20 protein-coding genes and 2 tRNA genes are annotated in these 20,126 nt (G+C 64.4%); 12 read left to right on the forward strand and 10 right to left on the reverse strand.

The window, feature by feature from the left end:
- The first annotated feature begins 119 nt into the window (after positions 1-119).
- Positions 120-734 (forward strand): type B chloramphenicol O-acetyltransferase, encoded by a 615-nt coding sequence (gene catB, locus RIA72_RS16415; RefSeq protein ID WP_350033135.1) that lies wholly within the window; start codon positions 120-122, stop codon positions 732-734.
- 130 nt (positions 735-864) lie between these two features.
- Here the strand turns inward: catB and trpC are convergent, their stop codons facing one another.
- The 4 genes from trpC to RIA72_RS16435 all read right to left on the reverse strand — a co-directional run bounded on the left by trpC (position 865) and on the right by RIA72_RS16435 (position 4,598).
- Complete coding sequence (gene trpC, locus RIA72_RS16420) at positions 865-1,650, reverse strand: indole-3-glycerol phosphate synthase TrpC (RefSeq protein WP_350033136.1); 786 nt, start codon at positions 1,648-1,650, stop codon at positions 865-867.
- Positions 1,647-2,645, reverse strand: coding sequence for an anthranilate phosphoribosyltransferase (gene trpD / locus RIA72_RS16425; RefSeq protein WP_350033137.1), 999 nt, complete (start codon positions 2,643-2,645; stop codon positions 1,647-1,649). The genes trpC and trpD overlap by 4 nt, the downstream gene beginning before the upstream one ends.
- Positions 2,642-3,232: an anthranilate synthase component II gene (locus RIA72_RS16430; RefSeq protein WP_350033138.1), complete on the reverse strand. Its 591-nt coding sequence runs from the start codon at positions 3,230-3,232 to the stop codon at positions 2,642-2,644. Before RIA72_RS16430 ends, trpD begins: the two co-directional genes overlap by 4 nt.
- 85 nt (positions 3,233-3,317) lie before the next feature.
- A complete protein-coding gene (locus tag RIA72_RS16435) occupies positions 3,318-4,598 on the reverse strand; it encodes a DUF3089 domain-containing protein (RefSeq protein ID WP_350033139.1) in 1,281 nt (426 codons plus the stop codon).
- Positions 4,599-4,803: 205 nt separating this feature from the next.
- Between RIA72_RS16435 and RIA72_RS16440 the strand changes: the two genes are divergently transcribed.
- The 4 genes from RIA72_RS16440 (at position 4,804) to gatB (ending at position 9,980) form a co-directional block, all read left to right on the forward strand.
- Positions 4,804-6,567, forward strand: coding sequence for a DUF4153 domain-containing protein (locus tag RIA72_RS16440; RefSeq protein WP_350033140.1), 1,764 nt, complete (start codon positions 4,804-4,806; stop codon positions 6,565-6,567).
- 64 nt (positions 6,568-6,631) lie between these two features.
- The gene (gatC, locus tag RIA72_RS16445) at positions 6,632-6,934 is read left to right on the forward strand and encodes an Asp-tRNA(Asn)/Glu-tRNA(Gln) amidotransferase subunit GatC (protein WP_350033141.1); all 303 of its coding nucleotides are present in this window, start codon (positions 6,632-6,634) and stop codon (positions 6,932-6,934) included.
- On the forward strand, positions 6,934-8,415 hold the full coding sequence (gatA, locus tag RIA72_RS16450) for an Asp-tRNA(Asn)/Glu-tRNA(Gln) amidotransferase subunit GatA (RefSeq protein WP_350033142.1): 1,482 nt from the start codon (positions 6,934-6,936) through the stop codon (positions 8,413-8,415). The genes gatC and gatA overlap by 1 nt, the downstream gene beginning before the upstream one ends.
- Before the next feature lie 98 nt (positions 8,416-8,513).
- On the forward strand, positions 8,514-9,980 hold the full coding sequence (gatB, locus tag RIA72_RS16455) for an Asp-tRNA(Asn)/Glu-tRNA(Gln) amidotransferase subunit GatB (protein WP_350033143.1): 1,467 nt from the start codon (positions 8,514-8,516) through the stop codon (positions 9,978-9,980).
- 83 nt (positions 9,981-10,063) lie between these two features.
- Here the strand turns inward: gatB and RIA72_RS16460 are convergent, their stop codons facing one another.
- Together RIA72_RS16460 and RIA72_RS16465 are read right to left on the reverse strand one after the other, a co-directional pair.
- Positions 10,064-11,749, reverse strand: a complete 1,686-nt coding sequence (locus tag RIA72_RS16460; protein ID WP_350033144.1) for an amidohydrolase — start codon at positions 11,747-11,749, stop codon at positions 10,064-10,066.
- A 102-nt stretch (positions 11,750-11,851) separates the two neighbouring features.
- A complete protein-coding gene (locus tag RIA72_RS16465) occupies positions 11,852-12,049 on the reverse strand; it encodes a hypothetical protein (protein ID WP_350033145.1) in 198 nt (65 codons plus the stop codon).
- Positions 12,050-12,217: 168 nt separating this feature from the next.
- On the opposite strand from RIA72_RS16465, the gene RIA72_RS16470 reads away from it, so the two are divergent.
- Positions 12,218-12,302, forward strand: a tRNA-Leu gene (locus RIA72_RS16470).
- Between the two features lie 91 nt (positions 12,303-12,393).
- Positions 12,394-13,989, forward strand: coding sequence for a trigger factor (tig, locus tag RIA72_RS16475; RefSeq protein WP_350033146.1), 1,596 nt, complete (start codon positions 12,394-12,396; stop codon positions 13,987-13,989).
- A gap of 177 nt (positions 13,990-14,166) precedes the next feature.
- Here the strand turns inward: tig and RIA72_RS16480 are convergent, their stop codons facing one another.
- Positions 14,167-14,784 (reverse strand): DNA-3-methyladenine glycosylase family protein, encoded by a 618-nt coding sequence (locus RIA72_RS16480; protein ID WP_350033147.1) that lies wholly within the window; start codon positions 14,782-14,784, stop codon positions 14,167-14,169.
- 102 nt (positions 14,785-14,886) lie between these two features.
- On the opposite strand from RIA72_RS16480, the gene RIA72_RS16485 reads away from it, so the two are divergent.
- Positions 14,887-15,204, forward strand: coding sequence for a 2Fe-2S iron-sulfur cluster-binding protein (locus RIA72_RS16485; RefSeq protein WP_350033148.1), 318 nt, complete (start codon positions 14,887-14,889; stop codon positions 15,202-15,204).
- Positions 15,205-15,241: 37 nt separating this feature from the next.
- Here RIA72_RS16485 and rlmB read toward each other — a convergent pair whose 3' ends face one another.
- Positions 15,242-16,009 carry a 23S rRNA (guanosine(2251)-2'-O)-methyltransferase RlmB gene (rlmB, locus tag RIA72_RS16490; RefSeq protein ID WP_350033149.1) on the reverse strand — a complete coding sequence of 256 codons (768 nt, stop codon included), beginning with the start codon at positions 16,007-16,009 and terminating at the stop codon, positions 15,242-15,244.
- A gap of 79 nt (positions 16,010-16,088) precedes the next feature.
- On the opposite strand from rlmB, the gene RIA72_RS16495 reads away from it, so the two are divergent.
- The 4 genes from RIA72_RS16495 to RIA72_RS16510 all read left to right on the forward strand — a co-directional run bounded on the left by RIA72_RS16495 (position 16,089) and on the right by RIA72_RS16510 (position 18,708).
- Positions 16,089-16,174, forward strand: a tRNA-Tyr gene (locus RIA72_RS16495).
- Positions 16,175-16,598: 424 nt separating this feature from the next.
- Complete coding sequence (locus RIA72_RS16500) at positions 16,599-17,798, forward strand: pilus assembly protein TadG-related protein (protein WP_350033150.1); 1,200 nt, start codon at positions 16,599-16,601, stop codon at positions 17,796-17,798.
- A 26-nt stretch (positions 17,799-17,824) separates the two neighbouring features.
- A complete protein-coding gene (locus RIA72_RS16505; RefSeq protein WP_350033151.1) occupies positions 17,825-18,271 on the forward strand; it encodes a TadE/TadG family type IV pilus assembly protein in 447 nt (148 codons plus the stop codon).
- Positions 18,272-18,315: 44 nt separating this feature from the next.
- Positions 18,316-18,708 (forward strand): TadE/TadG family type IV pilus assembly protein, encoded by a 393-nt coding sequence (locus tag RIA72_RS16510; protein ID WP_350033152.1) that lies wholly within the window; start codon positions 18,316-18,318, stop codon positions 18,706-18,708.
- Positions 18,709-18,792: 84 nt separating this feature from the next.
- Here the strand turns inward: RIA72_RS16510 and RIA72_RS16515 are convergent, their stop codons facing one another.
- Both RIA72_RS16515 and RIA72_RS16520 read right to left on the reverse strand, forming a co-directional pair.
- Positions 18,793-19,263, reverse strand: a complete 471-nt coding sequence (locus tag RIA72_RS16515) for an A24 family peptidase (RefSeq protein ID WP_350033153.1) — start codon at positions 19,261-19,263, stop codon at positions 18,793-18,795.
- Positions 19,260-20,120 (reverse strand): tetratricopeptide repeat protein, encoded by an 861-nt coding sequence (locus RIA72_RS16520; protein WP_350033154.1) that lies wholly within the window; start codon positions 20,118-20,120, stop codon positions 19,260-19,262. The genes RIA72_RS16515 and RIA72_RS16520 overlap by 4 nt, the downstream gene beginning before the upstream one ends.
- Between the last annotated feature and the right edge of the window lie 6 nt (positions 20,121-20,126).

The raw sequence follows: 20,126 nt of genomic DNA on the forward strand, positions 1-20,126 counted from the left end.
CTTTCGCTTTTTGCGAAAAGCCTTCGTGTCGGCAGGCCTTTTGCCTGACTGACAGCGTTCGCGCGTCCGAACGCAGACACAAGCGAGCCGCCGATGCGGCCCATTCAGTGGTGTTTTTCATGGAAAATTTTTTCGAAAGCCCTTTCAAGGGCATTACGCTTGATCGCCAAGTCACCAATCCCAACATCAGCGTTGGTCGATACAGCTATTATTCAGGCTATTATCACGGGCACAGTTTCGACGACTGCGCGCGATTCCTCGCGTCGGACGAAGGGGTCGACAGGCTTGTCATCGGCAGCTTTTGCTCCATCGGATCGGGAGCCGCCTTTATCATGGCAGGGAACCAGGGACATCGGAGTGACTGGATCAGCAGCTTCCCATTTTTCTGGATGCCCGAGGTTTCCGCGTTCGCCGGGGCGGCCAATGCTTTCTTGCCCGCGGGTGATACGATCGTTGGCCATGACGTGTGGATTGGATCCGAAGCCATGATCATGCCCGGCGTGACGATTGGCGACGGTGCAGTGATCGGGAGCCGTGCTCTCGTTTCGCGCGATGTGGAGCCTTATGCCATCGTTGCCGGAAATCCGGCGAAAGCGATCCGCAAGCGCTTCGGCGATGCAGACATCGCACGGCTGCGGGCGCTTGAATGGTGGAACTGGAGCGACGATCAGCTTCGCGGAGCGATGCCGATCCTGACCAGCGGCGATGTGAACGCGCTTCACGCTTATTGGTAGCGGTCGATCATCGATCGTCAGCAATAGCGATGAGGTTTTCGCCTGTTCGCCCGATTCAGGGGCGAACAGGCGTTACCGTTGGGATTGGGGATTCGGGCGTCAAGGTCATAGGACCCCCGCCATCTTGAGCTCAACCTTCCAGCAATGCCTTCGTTGCCACCGTGACGTCGCTCTGCCGCATCAGGCTTTCGCCGACGAGGAAGGCTTTCACGCCGCTGGCGGCGAGGCGTTGGCAGTCGGCGTGGGTGGTGATGCCGCTTTCGCCGACGAGCAAGGTGCCGGCGGGGATGAGTCCGGCCAGCCGTTCGGTGACGCCGAGGTCGGTTTCAAAGATGCGAAGGTCGCGGTTGTTGACGCCGATCAGGCGCGATTGGAGCTGGCTGAGCGCGCGACCCAGTTCGGCCTCGTCGTGGACCTCGACCAGCACGTCCATGCCGCGCTCGACCGCCGCGGCCTCGATCTCGCGCATTGCGCCGTCGTCCAGCGCGGCGACGATGATCAGGATCGCGTCGGCGCCGATCGATCGCGCTTCGGCGACCTGCCACGGATCGATCATGAAATCCTTGCGGAGGACGGGCAGCGCGCAGGCGGCGCGCGCGGCGATCAGATAATCCTCATGCCCCTGAAAATATGGCGCATCGGTGAGCACCGACAGGCAGGCGGCGCCGCCCGCGGCATAGGCGCGCGCGTGATCGGCCGGGTCGAAGTCCGCCCTTATCAGCCCCTTCGACGGCGATGCCTTCTTGATCTCGGCGATCAGGCCATAGCCGCCGGCGTCGATCTTTGCCTGCAAGGCGGCGGCGAAGCCGCGCACGGGCCCGGCGCTCATTGCGTCGAGTTCGTCCAGCGAGCGCGTGGCGCGGCGCGCAGCGACTTCCTCGGCCTTGGTTTCGAGGATCTGGGTGAGCTTGTTCATTTATAGGCGATCCAGCAGTTGAGCAGCGCGTTGGCGAGGCCCTTGTCGATCGCTTCGGCGGCTTCCTCGACTCCGTCGACCAGATTGTCGACCGTGCCCGCGACGATCAGCGCTTCGGCGGCATTGTACAGCACCGCATCGCGATAGGCGCCGGGCTCGCCTTCGAGCAGGCGGCGCAGCGCCCCGGCGTTATAGTCGGCGTCGCCGCCCCGAATTTCGGCGAGCGAGCGCGTCGGCAGCCCGGCGTCGGCCGCGTGGCTGCGCTGCATCCGCACGCCTTCGGCCGTGATAACGGCGACCTCGTTGCCGCCCGCAAGCGACAGTTCGTCGAGGCCTTCGTCGCCGGAGATGACGCGCGAATGCTCGGTTCCGAGCCGGTGCAAGGCCTCGGCATAGACGGGGACATAGGCGGGACGCGCGATGCCGACGAGTTGGCGCGTCACGCGCGCGGGATTGGCGAGCGGTCCCATCAGGTTGAAGATCGTCCGCCGCCCGATCGCCTTGCGGATCGGCATGATGCGCTTCATCGCGGGGTGGCGCGTTCCCGCGAACAGGAAACAGATGCCAAGGTCGGCGAGCTGCTCCTGCGCCTGGCGGTCGGCGCGCTCCATGTCGAGCCCCAAGGCCTCCAGCGTGTCGGCGGCGCCCGATTTCGACGACGCCGCGCGATTGCCGTGCTTTGCGACGGGCACGTCGCACGCCGCGACCACGATCGACACGGCGGTCGAGACGTTCAATGTGTGATGGCCGTCGCCGCCGGTGCCGCAGACGTCGATGGCGCCCGCGGGGGCGTCGATCGGGATCAGCCGGTCGCGCATCGCCTGCGCCGCGGCGGCGATTTCGACCATTGTTTCGCCGCGATCGGCGAGCGCGACCAGAAATTCGCTGACCTGTTCGTCGCTGGCGCCGCCGTCGAGCATCGTCGCAAAGGCCGCAGCGGCCTCGTCATGGCCGAGCAGCTCCGACGGATCGGGAAACGGACCGAAACGGCTCATGCGGCTTGCCGTTCGCCGGCCGGCAGGCCCGCGATGCGCAGAAAATTGGCGAGCATCGCATGGCCATGTTCGGTGGCGATGCTTTCGGGATGGAACTGGACACCATGGATCGGCAGCCCGATGTGGCGAAAACCCATCACGGCGCCATCGTCGCTCGTCGCGTTGACGACCAGATCCTGCGGAATGTCGACCACTTCAAGGCTGTGATAGCGCGTCGCCTGAAAGGGGGAGGGCAGGCCGGCGTAGAGCCCGGTCGCGTCGTGGCACACGGGCGAGGTCTTGCCGTGCATCAAATGGCCGCGCTGCACCGTGCCGCCGAAATGCTGGCCGATCGCCTGATGACCAAGGCACACGCCGAGGAGCGGCCGCGCGGTATCGGCGCAGGCGGCGACGAGGTCGAGGCTGATCCCCGCTTCATTGGGGGTGCAGGGGCCCGGCGAGACGAGAAAAGCCGTCGCGCCCGTCGCGATCGCATCAGCCGCTGTAAGCGCGTCGTTGCGCACGACGCTGACCTCCACCCCCAGCTCGATCAGATAATGAACGAGGTTGAAGGTGAAGCTGTCATAATTGTCGATGACCAGGATCATGCGCGCGCCCTAACGCGTTTGCGGGGAGGGGGGAAGGGATAGAAAATTTTGCGGTGCGAACGCCAGCTTTGCGCATGAGGCGGGTTCAGCTTGCCGAGTTCGCGGGCGTGGGCGGGGAAGGTAGCGGCGCTGCGGCTGGCGGCACCGGCGACGGCTTGCCCTCATAAGCGGCAAGGCGGCGGAGCGCGTCGGCGCGCACATTCGCCCAGAACAATGTGATGTCATAGACATGATAATTGTTACCGGGCAGCACATAGCCTGCAACGACGTAGTTTTTCGCCACGTCAGCATCGCCGATCATCAGGAAACCGCGCGTGTCGTCGCATGTTGCGCCGATTTTGCCTGCGATCAGCGATCCCGACTTGAAACCCTCGGTGGGCTTCAGCGTGCCGACATTCGCCTCTGCCGCCGCCGCAGTATCGGGAATGCCGGTGAGCGGATTGGTGCAGAGCATTCGCGTGTCGGCGCGCGGGCGGCCGTCGAAACCGATCGTTCCGTCATAGGCGTCGGTGACCATCGCGGGGTCGGCCGGATCGGCGAAGCTCGCCCAGCTAATAATGCACGATTTCTGGTCGGGGGCCTCGCAGGCGGGAAGGCCTAGCGCCGCGATGTCGGTGTCGAGGCTGACCGGCCAGCCGATGATATAGGCGGCAACGATCCGCTGGGCGAGCGGCGTCCCCGCGATCTTCGTGCGCAGCAGCGTGGTCAGATGGAGCGCGCCCTGGCTGTGACCCGCGAGGATGATGGGCTTGTCCTTCGGTTGCGCGGCAAGAAAAGCGTCGAACGCCTCTTCGACATCGCGATAGGCCGAATCGATCGCCTTGCCGGCGGTCACGCGGTCGGTGGCGAGGAAAGCGCCGAGCGTCGCCTGGCGGTATCGCGGCGCCCAGAGGTCGCCCGCGTCGGCAAAGGCGCTTGCCATGCCCTGAACGAACAGATTGGCACGGTGATCCGAATCGCGGTCGCTGAGCGGGGCGTTCCAGCTCGATCGGCTGTAATAGCTGGTCGGGTGGACAAAAAAGACCGCGGCGTTGCCTTTGGGAAAGGGCGCTTCGGCCGGCGCTTCCGCCGCCAGCGTGGGCGCAATCGGTGATCCGCCCGCCTTGTCGTTCGATGCGTCGCCCGGCGTCTCGCTGCCGTCGGCGGCGGGGCGCCACGCAGACGGGTCGTTTTCCATGCCTGGCCGCGCGAACCACATCTTGGGATCGTCATAGGCGTTGGGCGCGACCGCGGCCTGCTGCTCGAACTCGGCGCTGGGGACAAAGGCGGTACGCGCGAGCCAGCCAGGGAAAAGCTGGTAGACGATTCCGGCCGCGAGGATGAGGAGGATGATCGCGGCGATCAAATAGAGGAATTTGCGGGCCAATTAGGAGCTCCATCGAGGGGCCGGCGACGATTTGCGGCTTCTTGTTTATCCGTTCGCATCGAGCGAAGTCGAGATGCCCACCGGCCACGCGCGGCAGCGAGGGGTGTCTCGACTTCGCTCGACACGAACGGCAACGGGCGTTGGTTCCCGCAGGCGGTGTGCATTTGGCTTGTCGCGGGCGGCGAAACAAGGCCAGATATCGCCCATGACCGACGCTGTGCCACCTCCCGCCGCCGATTCGCCCCGCGCTGCCTCGGCACGCCTCGACGACAGCGACGCGCCCTGGCCGATGCGGCCGTGGATCATGGCCGCGATTTGTGCCGCCGCCGGGCTGCTGTTCCACCTGCTGATCGATCTTCACTATCCCGAACCGCTCGCCGATTGGCGCAGCGCGCTCGCGACGGCGGTGGCGGTCGCGACAATCGTGTTCGTGCTCGGCGTCGAGCAGCGGCGCTGGCACTGGGCGCTGGGCTTCGCGGCGTTGTGGGGCGTCATCATGGGGCTGATCGCGTGGCAGACCGCGGGCTATAATCTGCAAGGCACGCCGGTCGAATGGCGCTTTTGGTCGGGGATGCTCGCGGTGCTTGTCGCGACGCCCCTGTTTCAGACGCGGCGCGATGTCGCGCCTGACTGGCGTTTCTGGAAGCTGTGGCAGATGCCCTATGCGCGGCTGCACAGCCATGCGTGGGCCGACGCGGTGATCGGCGCCGCGAGCCTTGCCTTTGTCGGCGTGACCTTCCTTCTCACCGTGCTGATCGGGCAGATGTTCAAGCTGATCGGGATCAACCTGATCTTCGACCTTTTGAACGACGAATGGTTCGGGTGGATGCTTGGCGGGGCTGCGTTTGGCGGAGCGGTGGGTCTGCTGCGCGAGCGCGACCGGCTGGTCGCGACGCTGCAGCGGCTGGTGATGATCGTGCTCGCGGTGCTGGCGCCGGTGCTCGCGGCGGCGCTGCTCTTGTTCCTGCTGTCGCTGGTCGGCACGGGACTGGGCGGACTGTGGAGCTCGGGTTTTTCGACCGCGGCGCTGATGCTCGCGGCGGCGGCCTTTGCGGTGCTGCTCGCCAATGCAGTGATCGGCAGTGGCGGCGAAGAAGGGTCGGCGAACCGGATCATGCGCGGCGCGGCGGCGGCGCTCGCGCTGGCGGTGCTGCCGCTCGCGGCGATCGCGGCGGCCTCGATGCAGGTGCGGATCGGCGAATATGGCTGGACGCCGGAGCGCATCTGGGGCGCGATCGCCGTCGGCATCGCACTTGCCTATGGGGTTGCGGGGCTATGGGCGGTGGCGATGGGGCGCTGGCGCTTCGACGAGCTTCTGCGCCCGCTCCAGCAGCGGCTCGCGATCGCGCTGATGCTGCTCGCGCTGTTCCTTGCGCTGCCAATTCTCGATTTCGGGGTGATTTCGACGCGCGATCAGGTCGCGCGGCTGAAATCGGGGACAACGCCAGCCGAAAAGTTCGACTGGGCGGCGATGGCATTCGATTTCGGACCGAGCGGGCGCGCGGCGCTCGATCAACTGGCACGATCCCCGGACGGGCAGCGCGCAGAGGCTGCAAAGGCGGCATTGGCGGCGGAGAATCGTTATGCGCTGAGCGGACCTCGCGGGTTGGTGCCGCCAAAGCCGTTGGCCGAGCGACTCCGCACATTGCCCGAAGGGCGGACCTTGCCGGCCAAGGTCCTCGATCGCATCGCTGCCAGCTATATTTGCAATCGCGCCCAGGCGTGCGTCGCGATCTGGATCGATGACGGGCGGATCGGTCTGCTGGGTCAGGATGCGCCGGGCGAGGCGATCGAATTCGATTTCGTGACCCGAAATGAGGATGGACGCTGGGGGCAGGGCGACCTCGCGCGCGAGCCCCGTCCGACCGGACGCGCCATCGATTTGTCAAAGGCGCGCATCGGCATCGAAACGGTAACGCGCCGCCACATCGTCGTCGACGGCGAAGCCGAATCGGGCGTGTTCGAATAGCGCCGCTTGATGCGCGCGGGACGCGGTGCTAGCGGCGCCTCTTCTCCCGTAAAGGCAGGACTCAATGGCAATCGATCAGGCAACGGTCAGGAAAATCGCGTCGTTGGCGCGCATCGCGATCAGCGATGCGGAGGCCGCCGCGATGGAAGGCGAACTCAACGGCATTTTGGGGTGGGTCGAGCAACTCGGCGAGGTCGATGTGACCGGGGTTGAGCCCATGACGGCGGTGATCCCCAACCATCTGCGCCTGCGCGACGATGTCGTCGATGCCGATCCGCTGACCGGCGGCGGGCGCCGCGACGATGTGCTCGCGAATGCGCCCGCTCCGCAGCACGGCTTCTTTGGCGTGCCGAAGGTGATCGAATAATGACCGATCTTACGAATCTCACCGTCGCGCAGATCCGCGATGGTCACCGCGCCGGCGATTTCAGCGCTGTCGAGGTCGCCGAGGCGTTCAATGCGAATGTCGCGGCCGCCAAGGCGCTCAACGCATTTATCGTCGAGACGCCCGAACATGCGATCGATGCGGCGAAGGCAGCCGATGCCGACCGTGCGGCGGGGACGTTGAAGCCCTTGTCGGGCGTGCCGATCGGGATGAAAGACCTGTTCTGCACGAACGGCGTCCAGACGACCGCTGCGAGCCATATGCTCGAAGGCTTCGTTCCGCGCTATGAATCGACCGTTTCGCAGAAACTGTGGGACGCGGGCGCGGGGATGCTCGGCAAGCTCAACCTCGACCAGTTCGCGATGGGATCGTCGAACGAGACGAGCTATTTCGGCAATGTCATCAGCCCGTGGAAGCGCAACGACGGCGGCAATGCGGCGCTCGCGCCGGGCGGTTCGTCGGGCGGTTCGTCGGCCGCGATCGCGGCGCGTCTGTGCCCCGCTGCGACGGGGACCGACACCGGCGGCTCGATCCGCCAGCCCGCGGCCTTTACGGGCATTTCGGGCATCAAGCCGACCTATGGCCGCTGCTCGCGCTGGGGCATTGTGGCGTTCGCCAGTTCGCTCGACCAGGCGGGGCCGATGGCGCGCGACGTGCGCGACTGTGCGATCATGCTCGAAAATATGGCGGGCTTCGACCCCAAGGACGCGACGAGCCTCGACATGCCCGTGCCCGATTGGGAAGCCGCTTTGTCGAGTGATTTGAAGGGCAAGACGGTCGGTATTCCCAAGGAATATCGACTGGAAGGCATCGACCCCGACATCGACGCGATGTGGGACGCGGGGATCGCGATGCTGAAGGATGCGGGCGCGAACGTGGTCGAGATCAGCCTGCCGCACACCAAATATGCGCTGCCGGCCTATTATATCATCGCGCCCGCCGAGGCTTCGTCGAACCTCGCGCGCTATGACGGCGTGCGTTATGGTTTGCGCGACCTGCCCGAGGGGGCGGGGCTGCAGGATATGTACGCCGCGACGCGCGCCGATGGTTTCGGGCCCGAGGTCAAGCGCCGCATCATGATCGGCACCTATGTGCTCTCGGCGGGCTTCTATGATGCCTATTACACGCAGGCGCAAAAGGTGCGGACGCTGATCGCGCGCGATTTCGAGGCGGCCTTTGCGTCGTGCGACGTGATCCTCGCGCCGACCGCGCCGTCGGCGGCGTTCGGGCTGGGTGAGAAGATGGCCGACCCGCTGGCAATGTACCTCAACGACGTGTTCGCGGTGCCCGCGAGCCTCGCGGGATTGCCCGCAATGTCGGTCCCCGCGGCGCTCAACCGCGAAGGGCTGCCGCTGGGCCTCCAGATCATCGGCAAGGCCTTCGACGAGCAGGGCGTGCTCAACGCCGGGCTGGCGATCGAGGAACGCGCAGGCTTCACGGCGCGGGCGGAGAAGTGGTGGTAATTTAGCGGCGTGCTCCCGCGAAGGCGGGAGCCCAGAGCGGCCTTGTGCCGCCCCGCACTGGATCCCCGCCTTCGCGGGGATACATGAAGGAACGAATGATGTCTGATTATCGCATCAAGGGCGAAACCGGCGAGTGGGAGGTCGTGATCGGCCTTGAGGTCCATGCGCAGGTGACCTCCAACGCCAAGCTGTTTTCGGGCGCGGCGACGGCGTTCGGGGCGGAACCGAACACGCAGGTGTCGCTGGTCGACGCCGCCATGCCCGGCATGCTGCCGGTGCCGAACCGCGAGTGCATCCGCCAGGCGGTGCGCACGGGGATGGCGATTGACGCGCAAATCAACAAATGGTCGCGGTTCGACCGCAAGAATTATTTCTATGCCGACCTGCCGCAGGGTTACCAGATTTCGCAGCTTTATCATCCTCTTGTCGGCGAAGGTTCGCTGACGATTGCGGCCGATGAAAAGGCGGGTATCCCCGCCGACAAGGTGATCGGGATCGAGCGTATCCATGTCGAGCAGGACGCCGGCAAACTGATGCACGACCAGCATCCGACGATGAGCTTCGTCGACCTCAACCGCTCGGGCGTCGCGCTGATGGAGATCGTCTCGCGCCCCGACATGCGCTCGCCCGCAGAAGCAGGAGCATACGTGCGCAAGCTGCGCTCGATCCTGCGCTATGTCGGCTCGTGCGACGGCAATATGGAAGAGGGCTCGATGCGTGCCGACGTGAACGTCAGCGTGCGGCGGCCCGGTGAAGCCTTCGGCACGCGCACCGAGACGAAGAATGTCAATTCGGTGCGCTTCGTGATGGCGGTGATCGAGAGCGAGGCGAAGCGCCAGGTCGAACTGATCGAAAGCGGCGGCACGGTGGTGCAGGAAACGCGGCTCTACGATCCCGACCGGGGCGAGACGCGCTCGATGCGGTCGAAAGAAGATGCGCATGATTATCGCTACTTCCCCGATCCCGACCTGCTGCCGCTCGAACTCGACGATGAATTTCTGGCCGAGTGCCGCGCAAGCCTGCCCGAACTGCCCGACGCCAAGCGCGCGCGCTATCTGGCGGCGGGCATCAGCGCCTATAACGCCGACGTTCTGACCGCCGAGGTCGAGGCGGCGCGCTGGTTCGACGCGCTGCTCGACGCGGGCGCCAAGCCGGTCGCCGCCGCCAACTGGGTGACGAGCGAGTTGTTTGGCGCGCTCAACCGCATGGGCCGCGACATTTCGGATTCGCCGGTGTCACCCTCGCAGGCCGCCGAATTGTTGGGTCTCGTCGCTGACGGCACGATTTCGGGGACGATCGCGAAGACGGTGTTCGAAAAGATGCTCGAGAGCGGCGACGGCGCCGCGGCGATCGTCGACCGCGAAGGACTCAAACAGACGAGCGACACCGGCGCGATCGAGGCCGAGATCGCCAAGGTGCTCGCCGCCAATGCCGACAAGGTCGAACAGTATAAGGGCGGCAAGGAAGCTTTGTTCGGCTTCTTCGTCGGTCAGACGATGAAGGCGATGCAGGGCAAGGCGAATCCGCAGGTGGTCAATGAACTGCTGAAGAAGGCGCTCGGCTAAATCGGCGCGCTACGAATGTCGGGCCGGGTGGCGACCGAGACACCGTTTCCGGGGGGCTGCCCCGGCAACGGCAAGCGATGCGGCTAGTCCGACGCGGCCTTCCACACTGTCCGCCCTTCCTTGATCGTTTCGCGGACCTTGATGTCCTTGATGCCGTCGACCGGCGTTGTCAGCGGGTTTCTGTCGAGGATGACGAAGTCGGCGAGCAGGCCGGGTTTGATGCGGCCTTTGCGGTCTTCCTCGAAAATCTGCCATGCGGGCCCGGTGGTCAGCGCCTGCAACGCTCGGTAGGCGGAGAGGCGCTCGCTTTCGCCGCTGACGGCGCCGGTGGGGGAAACGCGCGCCATCGAGGTCCAGAGCATGAAGCGCGTGTCCAGCGGCGTGACGCTGTAATCGCTGTGGTTGGAGGCGATCAGCCCGACGGCGTGCGCCGAGGCGAAGGGGCTTATGAAGTCGACGACTTCATTCGGGAAATTCGTGCGGTGAATGTCGGCCCAATACCATGTGTGGTTTGAAAAATAGGCTGGCCCGACGCCAATCCGCTTATAGGCGGCGAGTTGGTCGGGACGCTGAAATTGCGAGTGGATGACGACCGGCCGCCGATCGTCGGCCGCCTTGATCCCTAGCGCGTCGAAACCCTGGATCGCCATGTCGATCGCGGCGTCGCCGTTCGCGTGGACAAACAATTGCCAGCCGCGGTCGTGGACCTTGCGCGCGAGCGTTTCGAACTCTTCCTGCTTCACGATCGGCTGGCCGTGCCAGGGGTGCGCGCCATCGGGGGCGCCGCGCGCATAGTCGCGGGTGAAGAACGCGGTGCGTGCCTGCGGGCTGCCGTCGAGCATGAACTTGATGCCCTGTCGCTTTACATGGCCGTCATAAGTGCCGAATGCTAAAGCGGAATCGGCAAGCATCGCGTCGAGCCCGGTAAAGACGGGAAGCAGCGCGAGGTCGATCTTGATCCTTTCGCGCGCGGCGGCGCTGGTGAAGAAGGCGAGGTCGGCGGGCTGGGTCGCGCCGTCCTGCGCATGTGTATAACCTTCGGCGAAATAACGCGCCTGCGCAGCGTCGAGCATCGCGAGCTTCTGTTCGTCGGTGGGTTGCGGCAGTGCGGGCATCAGCCGGTACATCGCCTTTTCGAGCAGCACGCCGTTAAGGCGTCCGGCTGCGTCGCGCAGCATCAGTCCGCCGGGTTCGGGCTGGCTCGCGTCCGACAGGCCGGCGGCGGCGAGTGCGGGGCTGTTCGCGACGAGGCCGTGGAGCGAAATGTGGAGCAGCACAATCTTGTGATCGGGCGACACAGCGTCGAGTTCGGCCCGCGTGATATGGCGCTTTTCCGACAGCTTCTCTTCATTATATTGCCACACGACGACCCAGCCGCCCTTGGGAATGGCGCGGCGGGCGATGTGGCTGCGGATCACGCCTTGCAGGCTCGCGATATCGGTGACGGGCGGCAGCGCCTTGTCCCAAAGGTCGAGTCCGCCCGCCATCTGGAGCGCGACCGCAAAGTGTGAGTGCGCATCGATGAAACCGGGGAGCAGGGTTGCGCCCTTGAGATCGTGGATCGCAGCGTCCTTGCCCGCCGCCTTCCGCGCCGCTTTTTCGGGCCCAACGAAGGTGATGCGGTCGCCCGCCGTGACTATTGCCTCGACCAATTGGGGGCTGTCACCGTCCATCGTGACGATCGGGCCGCCGCGATACAGGGTCTTATCCTGCGCAAGCGCGGGCCCCGTGGTTGCCAGCAGCAGTGCGGCGGCGGCGGTGAATTTCATGTCTCTCTCCCTCTCGCCCTATCGTGCGGGGGGCGAGGGGAGAGGTCAAGGGTTGCTGAGCAATCTAATCTTTGCGGTCATCGCGGCCGCACTCAAAGCCGATCAAATCGGGTGCGGTGGAACCTCGCTGGGTCCGCGGCCGGGCTGATCGATGTCGCCGCCGCCAGGGCGGCCGGGGATTTCGGCCGGCTGGCCCGCCGGGTCTTCGAGCGGGGCGGGTTGCACCGGGCTTTCGGGCGGCGATTGCGGTTCGATCGTATCGGGCCGGGGCTTGGGAAGCGGGTCGGGGTTGCCGGTCATCGTCATTCTCCTTGGCCTGATCAACGAACGGGCGCGACGCATGTTCCGCCTTGCTGGGCGGGGGCTTTGTGCCCTTGCCCTTGTCCGCGCGTCTGCTATAGCCCCGCGCGGCCCGCACGGGCGTGCGCGGCAGCGCGCGATTTCGTGCACCCGGCCGAAAGCTCATGCGCGGGCGTGGCGGAATTGGTAGACGCGCTGGTTTTAGGTACCAGTATCGCAAGATGTGGGGGTTCGAGTCCCTTCGCCCGCACCACCCCCCGTGAGCAGCAAGCCGGGACAAGGGGAACTCCGCCATGCGGCCGGGGTTCGGACAAGAGATTTTGAGCAAGGATAAGACCAAGGCAATGAAGACCGTCGAAACGCTGAACGAAGGCCTGAAGCGCGAATATCGCGTCACGATCACCGCCAAGGATATCGACGCGCGCGTCGACGAGGAGGTGAAGAGCATCGCCCCGACCGTCCGCATGCCCGGCTTTCGCCCCGGCAAGGTGCCGCCGAACCTCATTCGCAAGATGCACGGCGCCGCGCTGTCGGCCGACGCGCTCAACAAGGCGATCGATCAGGGCGTCAAGGACCTGATGACGAAAGAAAAGCTGCGTCCGGCGCTGCAGCCTGCGGTGACGCTCGCCGACGGTTATGAAACCGGCAAGGATGCCGAGCTGACCGTCGCGCTCGAAGTGCTGCCCGAAATCGAAACCCCGTCGATCGACGGGCTGAAGCTCGAGCGCCTGACCGTTCCCGCCGACGACAAGGCGGTGATGGCGAAGATCGAGGAATTTGCCGCGCAGATGAAGCGTTTCGAGGAAGCGCCGAAGACGAAGAAGGCTGCGACGGGCGACCAGGTCATCATCGACTTCGCGGGCAGCGTCGACGGCACCCCATTCGACGGCGGCACGGGCGAAGACATGGCCGTCGAGATCGGTTCGGGCCAACTGATCCCCGGTTTCGAGGACCAGCTTGTCGGCGTGAAGGCGGGCGACGAAAAGGTTCTGAAGGTCACGTTTCCCGACGAATATCCGGTCGACAATCTGAAGGGCAAGCCCGCCGAATTTGCCGTCACGGTGAAGGAAGTGAAAGTTCCCGCCGACACCAAGATCGATGACGAGTTTGCAAAGTCGCTCGGCCTCGAGAGCCTCGACAAGCTCAAGGAGCTGATGAAGGATCAGGTCGAGCAGGAGCTCAACGGTCTGACGCGCACCTATATGAAGCGCAAGCTGCTCGACCAGCTCGCGGCGAGCCACGACTTCGAGGTGCCGCCGACTATGGTGGAGGCCGAATTCAATCAGATCTGGCAGCAGCTCGAGCATGAAGCGAGCCACGAGGAAGATCCCGAGGCGGCAAAGGCCGAACTCGAGAAGGATCGTGAGGAATATCGCAGCATCGCGGTACGCCGCGTCCGCCTGGGCCTGCTCCTGTCGGAAATCGGCCAGGCGCATGGCGTACAGGTGTCGAGCCAGGAAATGCAGCGCCTGATCATGCAGGCGGCGCAGCAATATCGCCCCGAAGACCGTCAGCGCTTCGTCGAATATGTCCAGCAGGACGCGCTCGCCGCCGCGCAGCTCCGCGCGCCGCTTTACGAGGACAAGGTCGTCGACTTCCTGTTTGAAAAGGCCGAGATCAGCGACCGCGAAGTGACGCGCGAAGAGATCGAAGCCGCGATCGAGGCCGACGACGACGGCCACGTCCACGGTCCGGGCTGTGGTCACGACCATGACCATGACGCGAAGCCCGCCAAGAAAGCCGCCGCGAAGAAGCCGGCTGCCAAGAAGGATCCGGTGAAGGAAGAAAAGGCCGAGGACGCTCCCGCCAAGAAGGCACCAGCGAAGAAAGCCGCGGCTTCGAAGGCCGAGGACAAGCCCGCGGCGAAGAAGGCTGCTCCGGCTGAGAAGGCCGAACCCGCCAAGAAGGCACCGGCCAAAAAGGCCGCCGCGAAGAAATAAGCTTCGGCTGACGATCGATAAAAAGGGCCGGGTGGAGGTTGCTCCGCCCGGCTTTTTCGTTTGAATCGTCGCCCCCGCGAAGTGCGTTTCAGAGTCGCGTGCCTCTAAACGCGGCCGCTACCGGTGTAACGCAAGGTTGCTGGCAGCCCCCGCCTTCGCGGGGGCGACGGACACCGCCTAAATCACGTCCATATTATAACAATGCCAGCTGAAGATGGCAGCCGCGCCGCGGTGCGGGCGCCAGGCTTCGGCGAGTTCGCGTGCCTCCTTCTCGCTCGGTCGCGCGCCCAGTTGCAGAATGCGGCCGATCGCTTCCTGCACCGCAAGGTCGCCGGCAGGCCATATGTCGGAGCGGCCTTCGGCGAAAAGCAGGTAGATCTCGGCCGACCAGCGGCCGATGCCCTTGACGCGCGTAAGCAAGGCGATCGCATCCTCATCATCGGCGGGGAGGGCGTCGAAGCTCAGCTCGCCGTCGAGGATCAGCTGCGCGAGGCTTTTGGCATAGCCTTGCTTCTGCCCCGAAAGGCCGCAAGCGCGCAGCGTGTCGAAATCGGCGACCGCGATGACTTCGGCAGGGCACCCTTCGCCGAACTGGGCTTCGAGCTTGTTCCAGATCGACGTGGCCGCGGCGACGCTGACCTGTTGGCCGACGATGGTACGCAAAAGCGTGGCATAGCCGCGTTCGCGAATACGCGGTTCGGGATAGCCGGCGTTGCCGAGCGCGCGAGCAAAATTGACGTCGCGCTCCGCCAGCGCGTCGATTCCGGCGTTCAGCTCCTGCTGGGTGAGGCCCATCGCATATTCTCCTTTTGTTCCCCAGGTTGCTGATAGCAACGCTTGATTTGGCGCGCAACGCGCGACATAGCGCCTGCGACAAAGAACCTATGAGGGATGAGCATGGCCAAGCTGATTGTCGTGACGCGCGACGGGACCGAACATGAGATCGAAGGCGACACCAGCCTGACCGTGATGGAAAATATCCGCGACGCGGGTTTCGACGAATTGCTCGCGCTGTGTGGTGGTTGCTGCTCGTGCGCGACCTGCCATGTGCATGTCGAGGCGGGAAACAAGGATGCGATGCCCGCGATGAGCGAGGATGAGAACGACCTGCTCGATTCGACCACCGATCGCGACGACAATTCGCGCCTGTCGTGCCAGATCCCGTTCAGCGACGCGCTCGACGGGCTGAAGGTGCGGATCGCGGCGGAGGATTGATCAGCTTCAGTCACCCCGGCCTTCGCCGGGGTGACGATCAGCTTTGCGCCGTTGCGACGGCGTAGAGCGCGATCGCTGCGGCGTTCGAGATATTGAGGCTCTCCATCCGCGGCGAGATGGGGAGCTTGGCCAGCACGTCGCAATGCTCCATGACATTGTGGCGCATCCCGTCGCCTTCGGAGCCGAGCACGAGCGCGACCTTGCTGCCGTCGAGCGTCGAGCCCAGCGTCGTTTCGGTGTCGCCCATCAGGCCGATGCGCCAATATTGCGCCTCGGCGATTTCCTCGAGCGCGCGCGACAGGTTGACGACGCGCACCCATGGCACGGTTTCGAGCGCGCCCGACGCCGAGCGCGCGATCACGCCACTTTCGGGCGGGCTGTGCCGGTCCTGCGTGATGATCGCGGCGGCGTCGAAGGCGGCGGCCGAACGGAGGACGGCGCCGATATTGTGCGGATCGGTAACTTGGTCGAGAATGACGAGCGGGCGCTTGCTCGCCGCATCGACCTCTTCCTGAAGCAGGTCGCCAAGATGCACGCCTTCGAGCGGATCGACTTCGATGACCAGCCCTTGATGCGGCGCATCGCGCGCGACGAGGCGCGCAAGGTCGGCGACGTCGGCGTAGCTGATGGGAATCACCGGCGGCAGGTCAAGCTGCCCCAGCGCTTCGCGCGTGCCCCAGATGCGCTTGACCGTGCGTTCGGGGTTGGCGAGGGCGGCCAGAACGGCGTGGCGGCCCCAGAACCGGACGGCCTGACCGCGCTGGTTCTGGCCACCCGGGCGACGATGGCGGGAAAATTGTCTCATAAGGCGCGCCTTTCCCACGACCGCCATTGACAGGCAAGCCTCGTTTCGCCATTGGACCGCTTCCCAAAGCGGGCCCCATGGACAGGTGGCCGAGTGGTTAAAGGCAGCAGACTGTAAATCTGCCCGGGTTTCCGTACGCTGGTTCGAATCCAGCCCTGTCCACCACCCTCTGGCCCGAGGGCATCTCCTGAAATCGCTGGAAGCCGCAGAAAATCTGGCGTGTCATCGCATGGTTCGGCCCTCTGCATCCCATCTCATATCACTGCAACTCGACAAAACTGTGCGGGAGAATCGAAGCGGAAATATCGATCCGGTCGAGTTGCTCCGGGCAGCGACGTGAAACTGTCGTTACGGCTGAATTGCCAACTGGTCGCGCAGTGAACATGTCTTGAGCAAATCACTGTATTTCTTCTAAATTTGTCCGCGTGAAATGAAATGATCGCCAATTGTTTGTCCAAAGGCGAAGCGAGGAACACGTCCCGCTTTAAGTCAGACCGGGACTTTTCTGCCATTTTATTGATTGAAAATCTGTAAACTAAATTATAAATTCAAACCGGGTCGCAGCGTGATTCTGTCGAGGGGAACTCGCATGCGAAAATGGGCAAGGTTGTCGAAAGACAATCGGGGCGCGACAGCTGCCATATTTGCGATCGCCATGCCGGTACTCGTCGGCATGAGCGCGCTGGCCGTCGACCTTGGCCTGTGGACTGTGCAAAAGCGGGAAGCGCAAGGGGCGGCCGATCAGGCTGCCTTTTCGGCCGCCATCGCCGCGCAGGCCGATGGTGATGCCGCCGGTCATCTCGAAGGCAAGGCGGTCGCCGCGAGCATGGGATATGTTCACGGGCAAAACGGCATCGCGGTCACGACGGCAAAGCTTGCCAGTCTGGATGGCGAGGCCGGAGACTTCTGGGAAGTCATCATAGCGAAGCCCCAGTCGATGGGGCTGGCCGCCTTGTTCCTAGGCAGCGCGCCCACGGCCCGCGCGCGTGCTGTTGCCGGAACGGCGTCGGGCGGCGCGGCGTGCATCATCGGGCTCAGCACCAGCGGCACGTCGGTTTCGATCGACAACAACAACAGCATCAGCAATCCGGGATGCGCGGTTTACTCGAACGCCAGCATGTCGATGAGGAACGGCAGTTCGATCAACGGATCGGCTTTTGTCGCCGGCGCAATCGACAAACAGAATCCCAGCCAGATCACGATCGGCAACGAAGTCACCGGCGTATCGCCGATCGTCGACCCCTATGCCGATGTTCCCTCGCCGGGGCCGTGCAATAATTCGGTCAAGATCACCAACGGCGGCGGCTACTCGGCCGGGCAATATTGCGCCGGGTTCGAGATCAAGAATAACGCCAGCAACAACGTGCTGAACCTCGCTGCGGGAACCTATTTCGTCGGCGGCATTTTCCGGCTGGACAATGGTGTGACGATCAATGGCACCGGCGTTTCGATCGTGCTGATGCCCGGCACCACCGTATCGCTCGGCAACAATCTTGTCCTCAACATCACCGCCCCGACGAGTGGGAGCTATGCGGGGGTCGCGCTGATGGGACGCAATCTGGGCACCAATATTCTCGCGTGGAACAACGCCATATTCAACGTGCAGGGTGCCATGTATTTTCCGAATCAGGAACTTTCGATCAAGAACAACAGTATCTTCAATTCGGCGCAGTGCACGCAACTGGTCGCGAACATCGTGTCGATCAACAACAACGCCAATATGAACGACGAATGCCCGGGCTCCGGCATCCGGGACGTCGGCAATGGCAAAGTGGCACTGCTCCAGTGACGATTTTCCAAACGGGGCTGCGGGCAATGATCGCCCGGCTTGCTGGGGACCGGGCGGGTGCGAGCGCCGCGGAGTTTGTGCTCGTGTTGCCGATCATGACCGTCCTGCTGTTCGGCGCGGTCGATGTCGCCGGGCTCGCATGGACCAAGATTCAGGTCGGCGCCGCGGCGCGGGCGGGGGCGAGCTATGCCCTGACGAGCGGTTTCGACGAAGCGGGGATCACAAGCGCGGCTTCCAACGCAACGGGACTCGCGGTGACGGTCGATACGCCAACGCAAAGCTATGGTTGTCCGAACGAGACCACGGGCATCGCCGAAACGGCCGATGAGAGCACGGCCTGCCCCGACAGTGGCGACATGCCGGGCGAATATGTGACCGTCGACACCAGTGCCGATTACAGCCCCATCTTCGGTTGGCCGGGGTTGTCGGATCCGGTTTCGTTGGCGGCGCGGGCGCAGGTGCGGATCTCGTGACGGCTCGTCGTCATCCTTCGGGCGCGGGCCGGACGCATGGGCCGGTGCGATCGCGCCGGAGGCTCGGCTGCCGCGGCTCGATCACGGCCGAATTCGCGCTGGTCATTCCGATACTGCTGCTCCTCAGCTTTGGGATCATCGAGTTCGGCCGCACGATGTGGGTACGCAATTCGTTGCAATCCGCGGTCGAGGACGCGGTGCGTTGCTACTCGCTCAAGCGCCCCGAATGCGCGACGGTTGCCGACGTCAAAAATTACGCGGCCAGCAAGTCGCTCGGCGTCCCGGTGACGGCCGATGCCTTCAACGCCAGCGTTGCGGCATGCGGAAGTGTTGCGGGCAAAAAGGTCACGGCATCCTATCCGTTTCAGTCCATCGTGCCCGTCATTCCGCTCGACTATACCATCACCGCGAGCGCTTGCCGTCCCGCTCCGGCATAGGGCCGTCAGCTTTTGACGCTGCCGGAAAGTCGTATCCGGCGCCAAAATAGTGCCAGCTATCGCGTTGTTCGCGACAGCGGGGGGCTAAGGATAAACCCACAGCATCGTAAAGACGCCGCCGATGGCGATCGCCACGCCATAGGCGATGCGGCGTTTCATTAATCCCGCTTTTGCGGAGGGCGAGGATCCTGCGATCGGTCCCATAAGACGGATGGTCATAACGAAGATGACCACTATGAGCCCGCTCAACGCGACCGCCAGAAGCAGGAGCAACGCGCTCGGCATTGGGAACCAGAACGCCAGGGCTGCATAGAGTTTGACGTCGCCCCCTCCGAACCAGCCCCAATGGAACAAGACCATGCCGATCGCGAGCGCGATCGTGAAGTGCAGCAGATGCGACCAGAAGGGTTCGGCGAAAGGAAAACCGGTAAACCAGGCCATGCACCCCAGCGCAAACAGAAGCAGCGGCAAGATATTCGGGATCAGAAGGCGCCGAGCGTCTGAATAGGCCGCGAGGAACAGCAGGCCCGCGAACAGCCCCTTGATGATGATCAATGCCGTTGCCTTTCGCCGCCGCCCGCCATCGCCGCATATTGTGCCCACAGCTGCTCGTCGTGGCGCGGGCGCACGATCAGGGCGAGACCGAGCAGCGCTTCGGCGAGCGCAAGGCGATTGGCGCGCTTTGCACCGAGCCCGGCCGATTGGAGACGGCGGCTCCAGAACATATCATCGTCGAGCGCGCCGCGCGACGGACGCCGTCCCAGCATTCCGTGCGCATGGTCAAGGTTGAGCCGCAACGGCGCCGCATCGGGCTGGCGCGCCAAAAGCCGCGTGAGGAGTGGCACGGCGTCAGCGGCCTTGCCCGCCGCAATCAGCACGACGGCGAGATCGCCTTGCAAGGCATCGTCGGCCGGATCGAGGACCGCCGCAATATTCAGCGCATCGACGGCCGCGTCGAAGCGGCCGCGAACGAAATGCGAGCGACCCAGGCTTCGCCAGAAGATCGGAAAGTCGCGGCAGGCGGTTTGGCGATCGGCAAATAATTGCTCCGCGCGGTCAAGCTCGTTCAACTGCAACAGGGCGATCGCTTTTGCCGCCACCACCCGGCACCCCGGCACGCTGCCCTCGTCGATAGCCTCGAGGCGCGACCATGCTTCCGCCGGGCGATCGGATGCTATCAGCCACTCTGCGTGCAGCAATTTGACCCTTGCGTCCTCGATCCACGCCGCTTCGCTCTCCAGTCGATCGAGCAGGCCTTTCGCCTCGACCAGTCGCTGCCCGGCAAGAGCCTGATCTGCCGCACGAAGCAGCGCCGGAACCTGCGTTTCAAACGAGTAGACCGCCGGCGCCGGGTCGCCCTCGCTGGCGCGAGCCGTTGCAACGACACCGCTGGAAAACAGCGTGAATGCCACAAGGCA

The organism is Sphingopyxis sp., assembly GCF_040216815.1.
GTDB lineage: Bacteria > Pseudomonadota > Alphaproteobacteria > Sphingomonadales > Sphingomonadaceae > Sphingopyxis.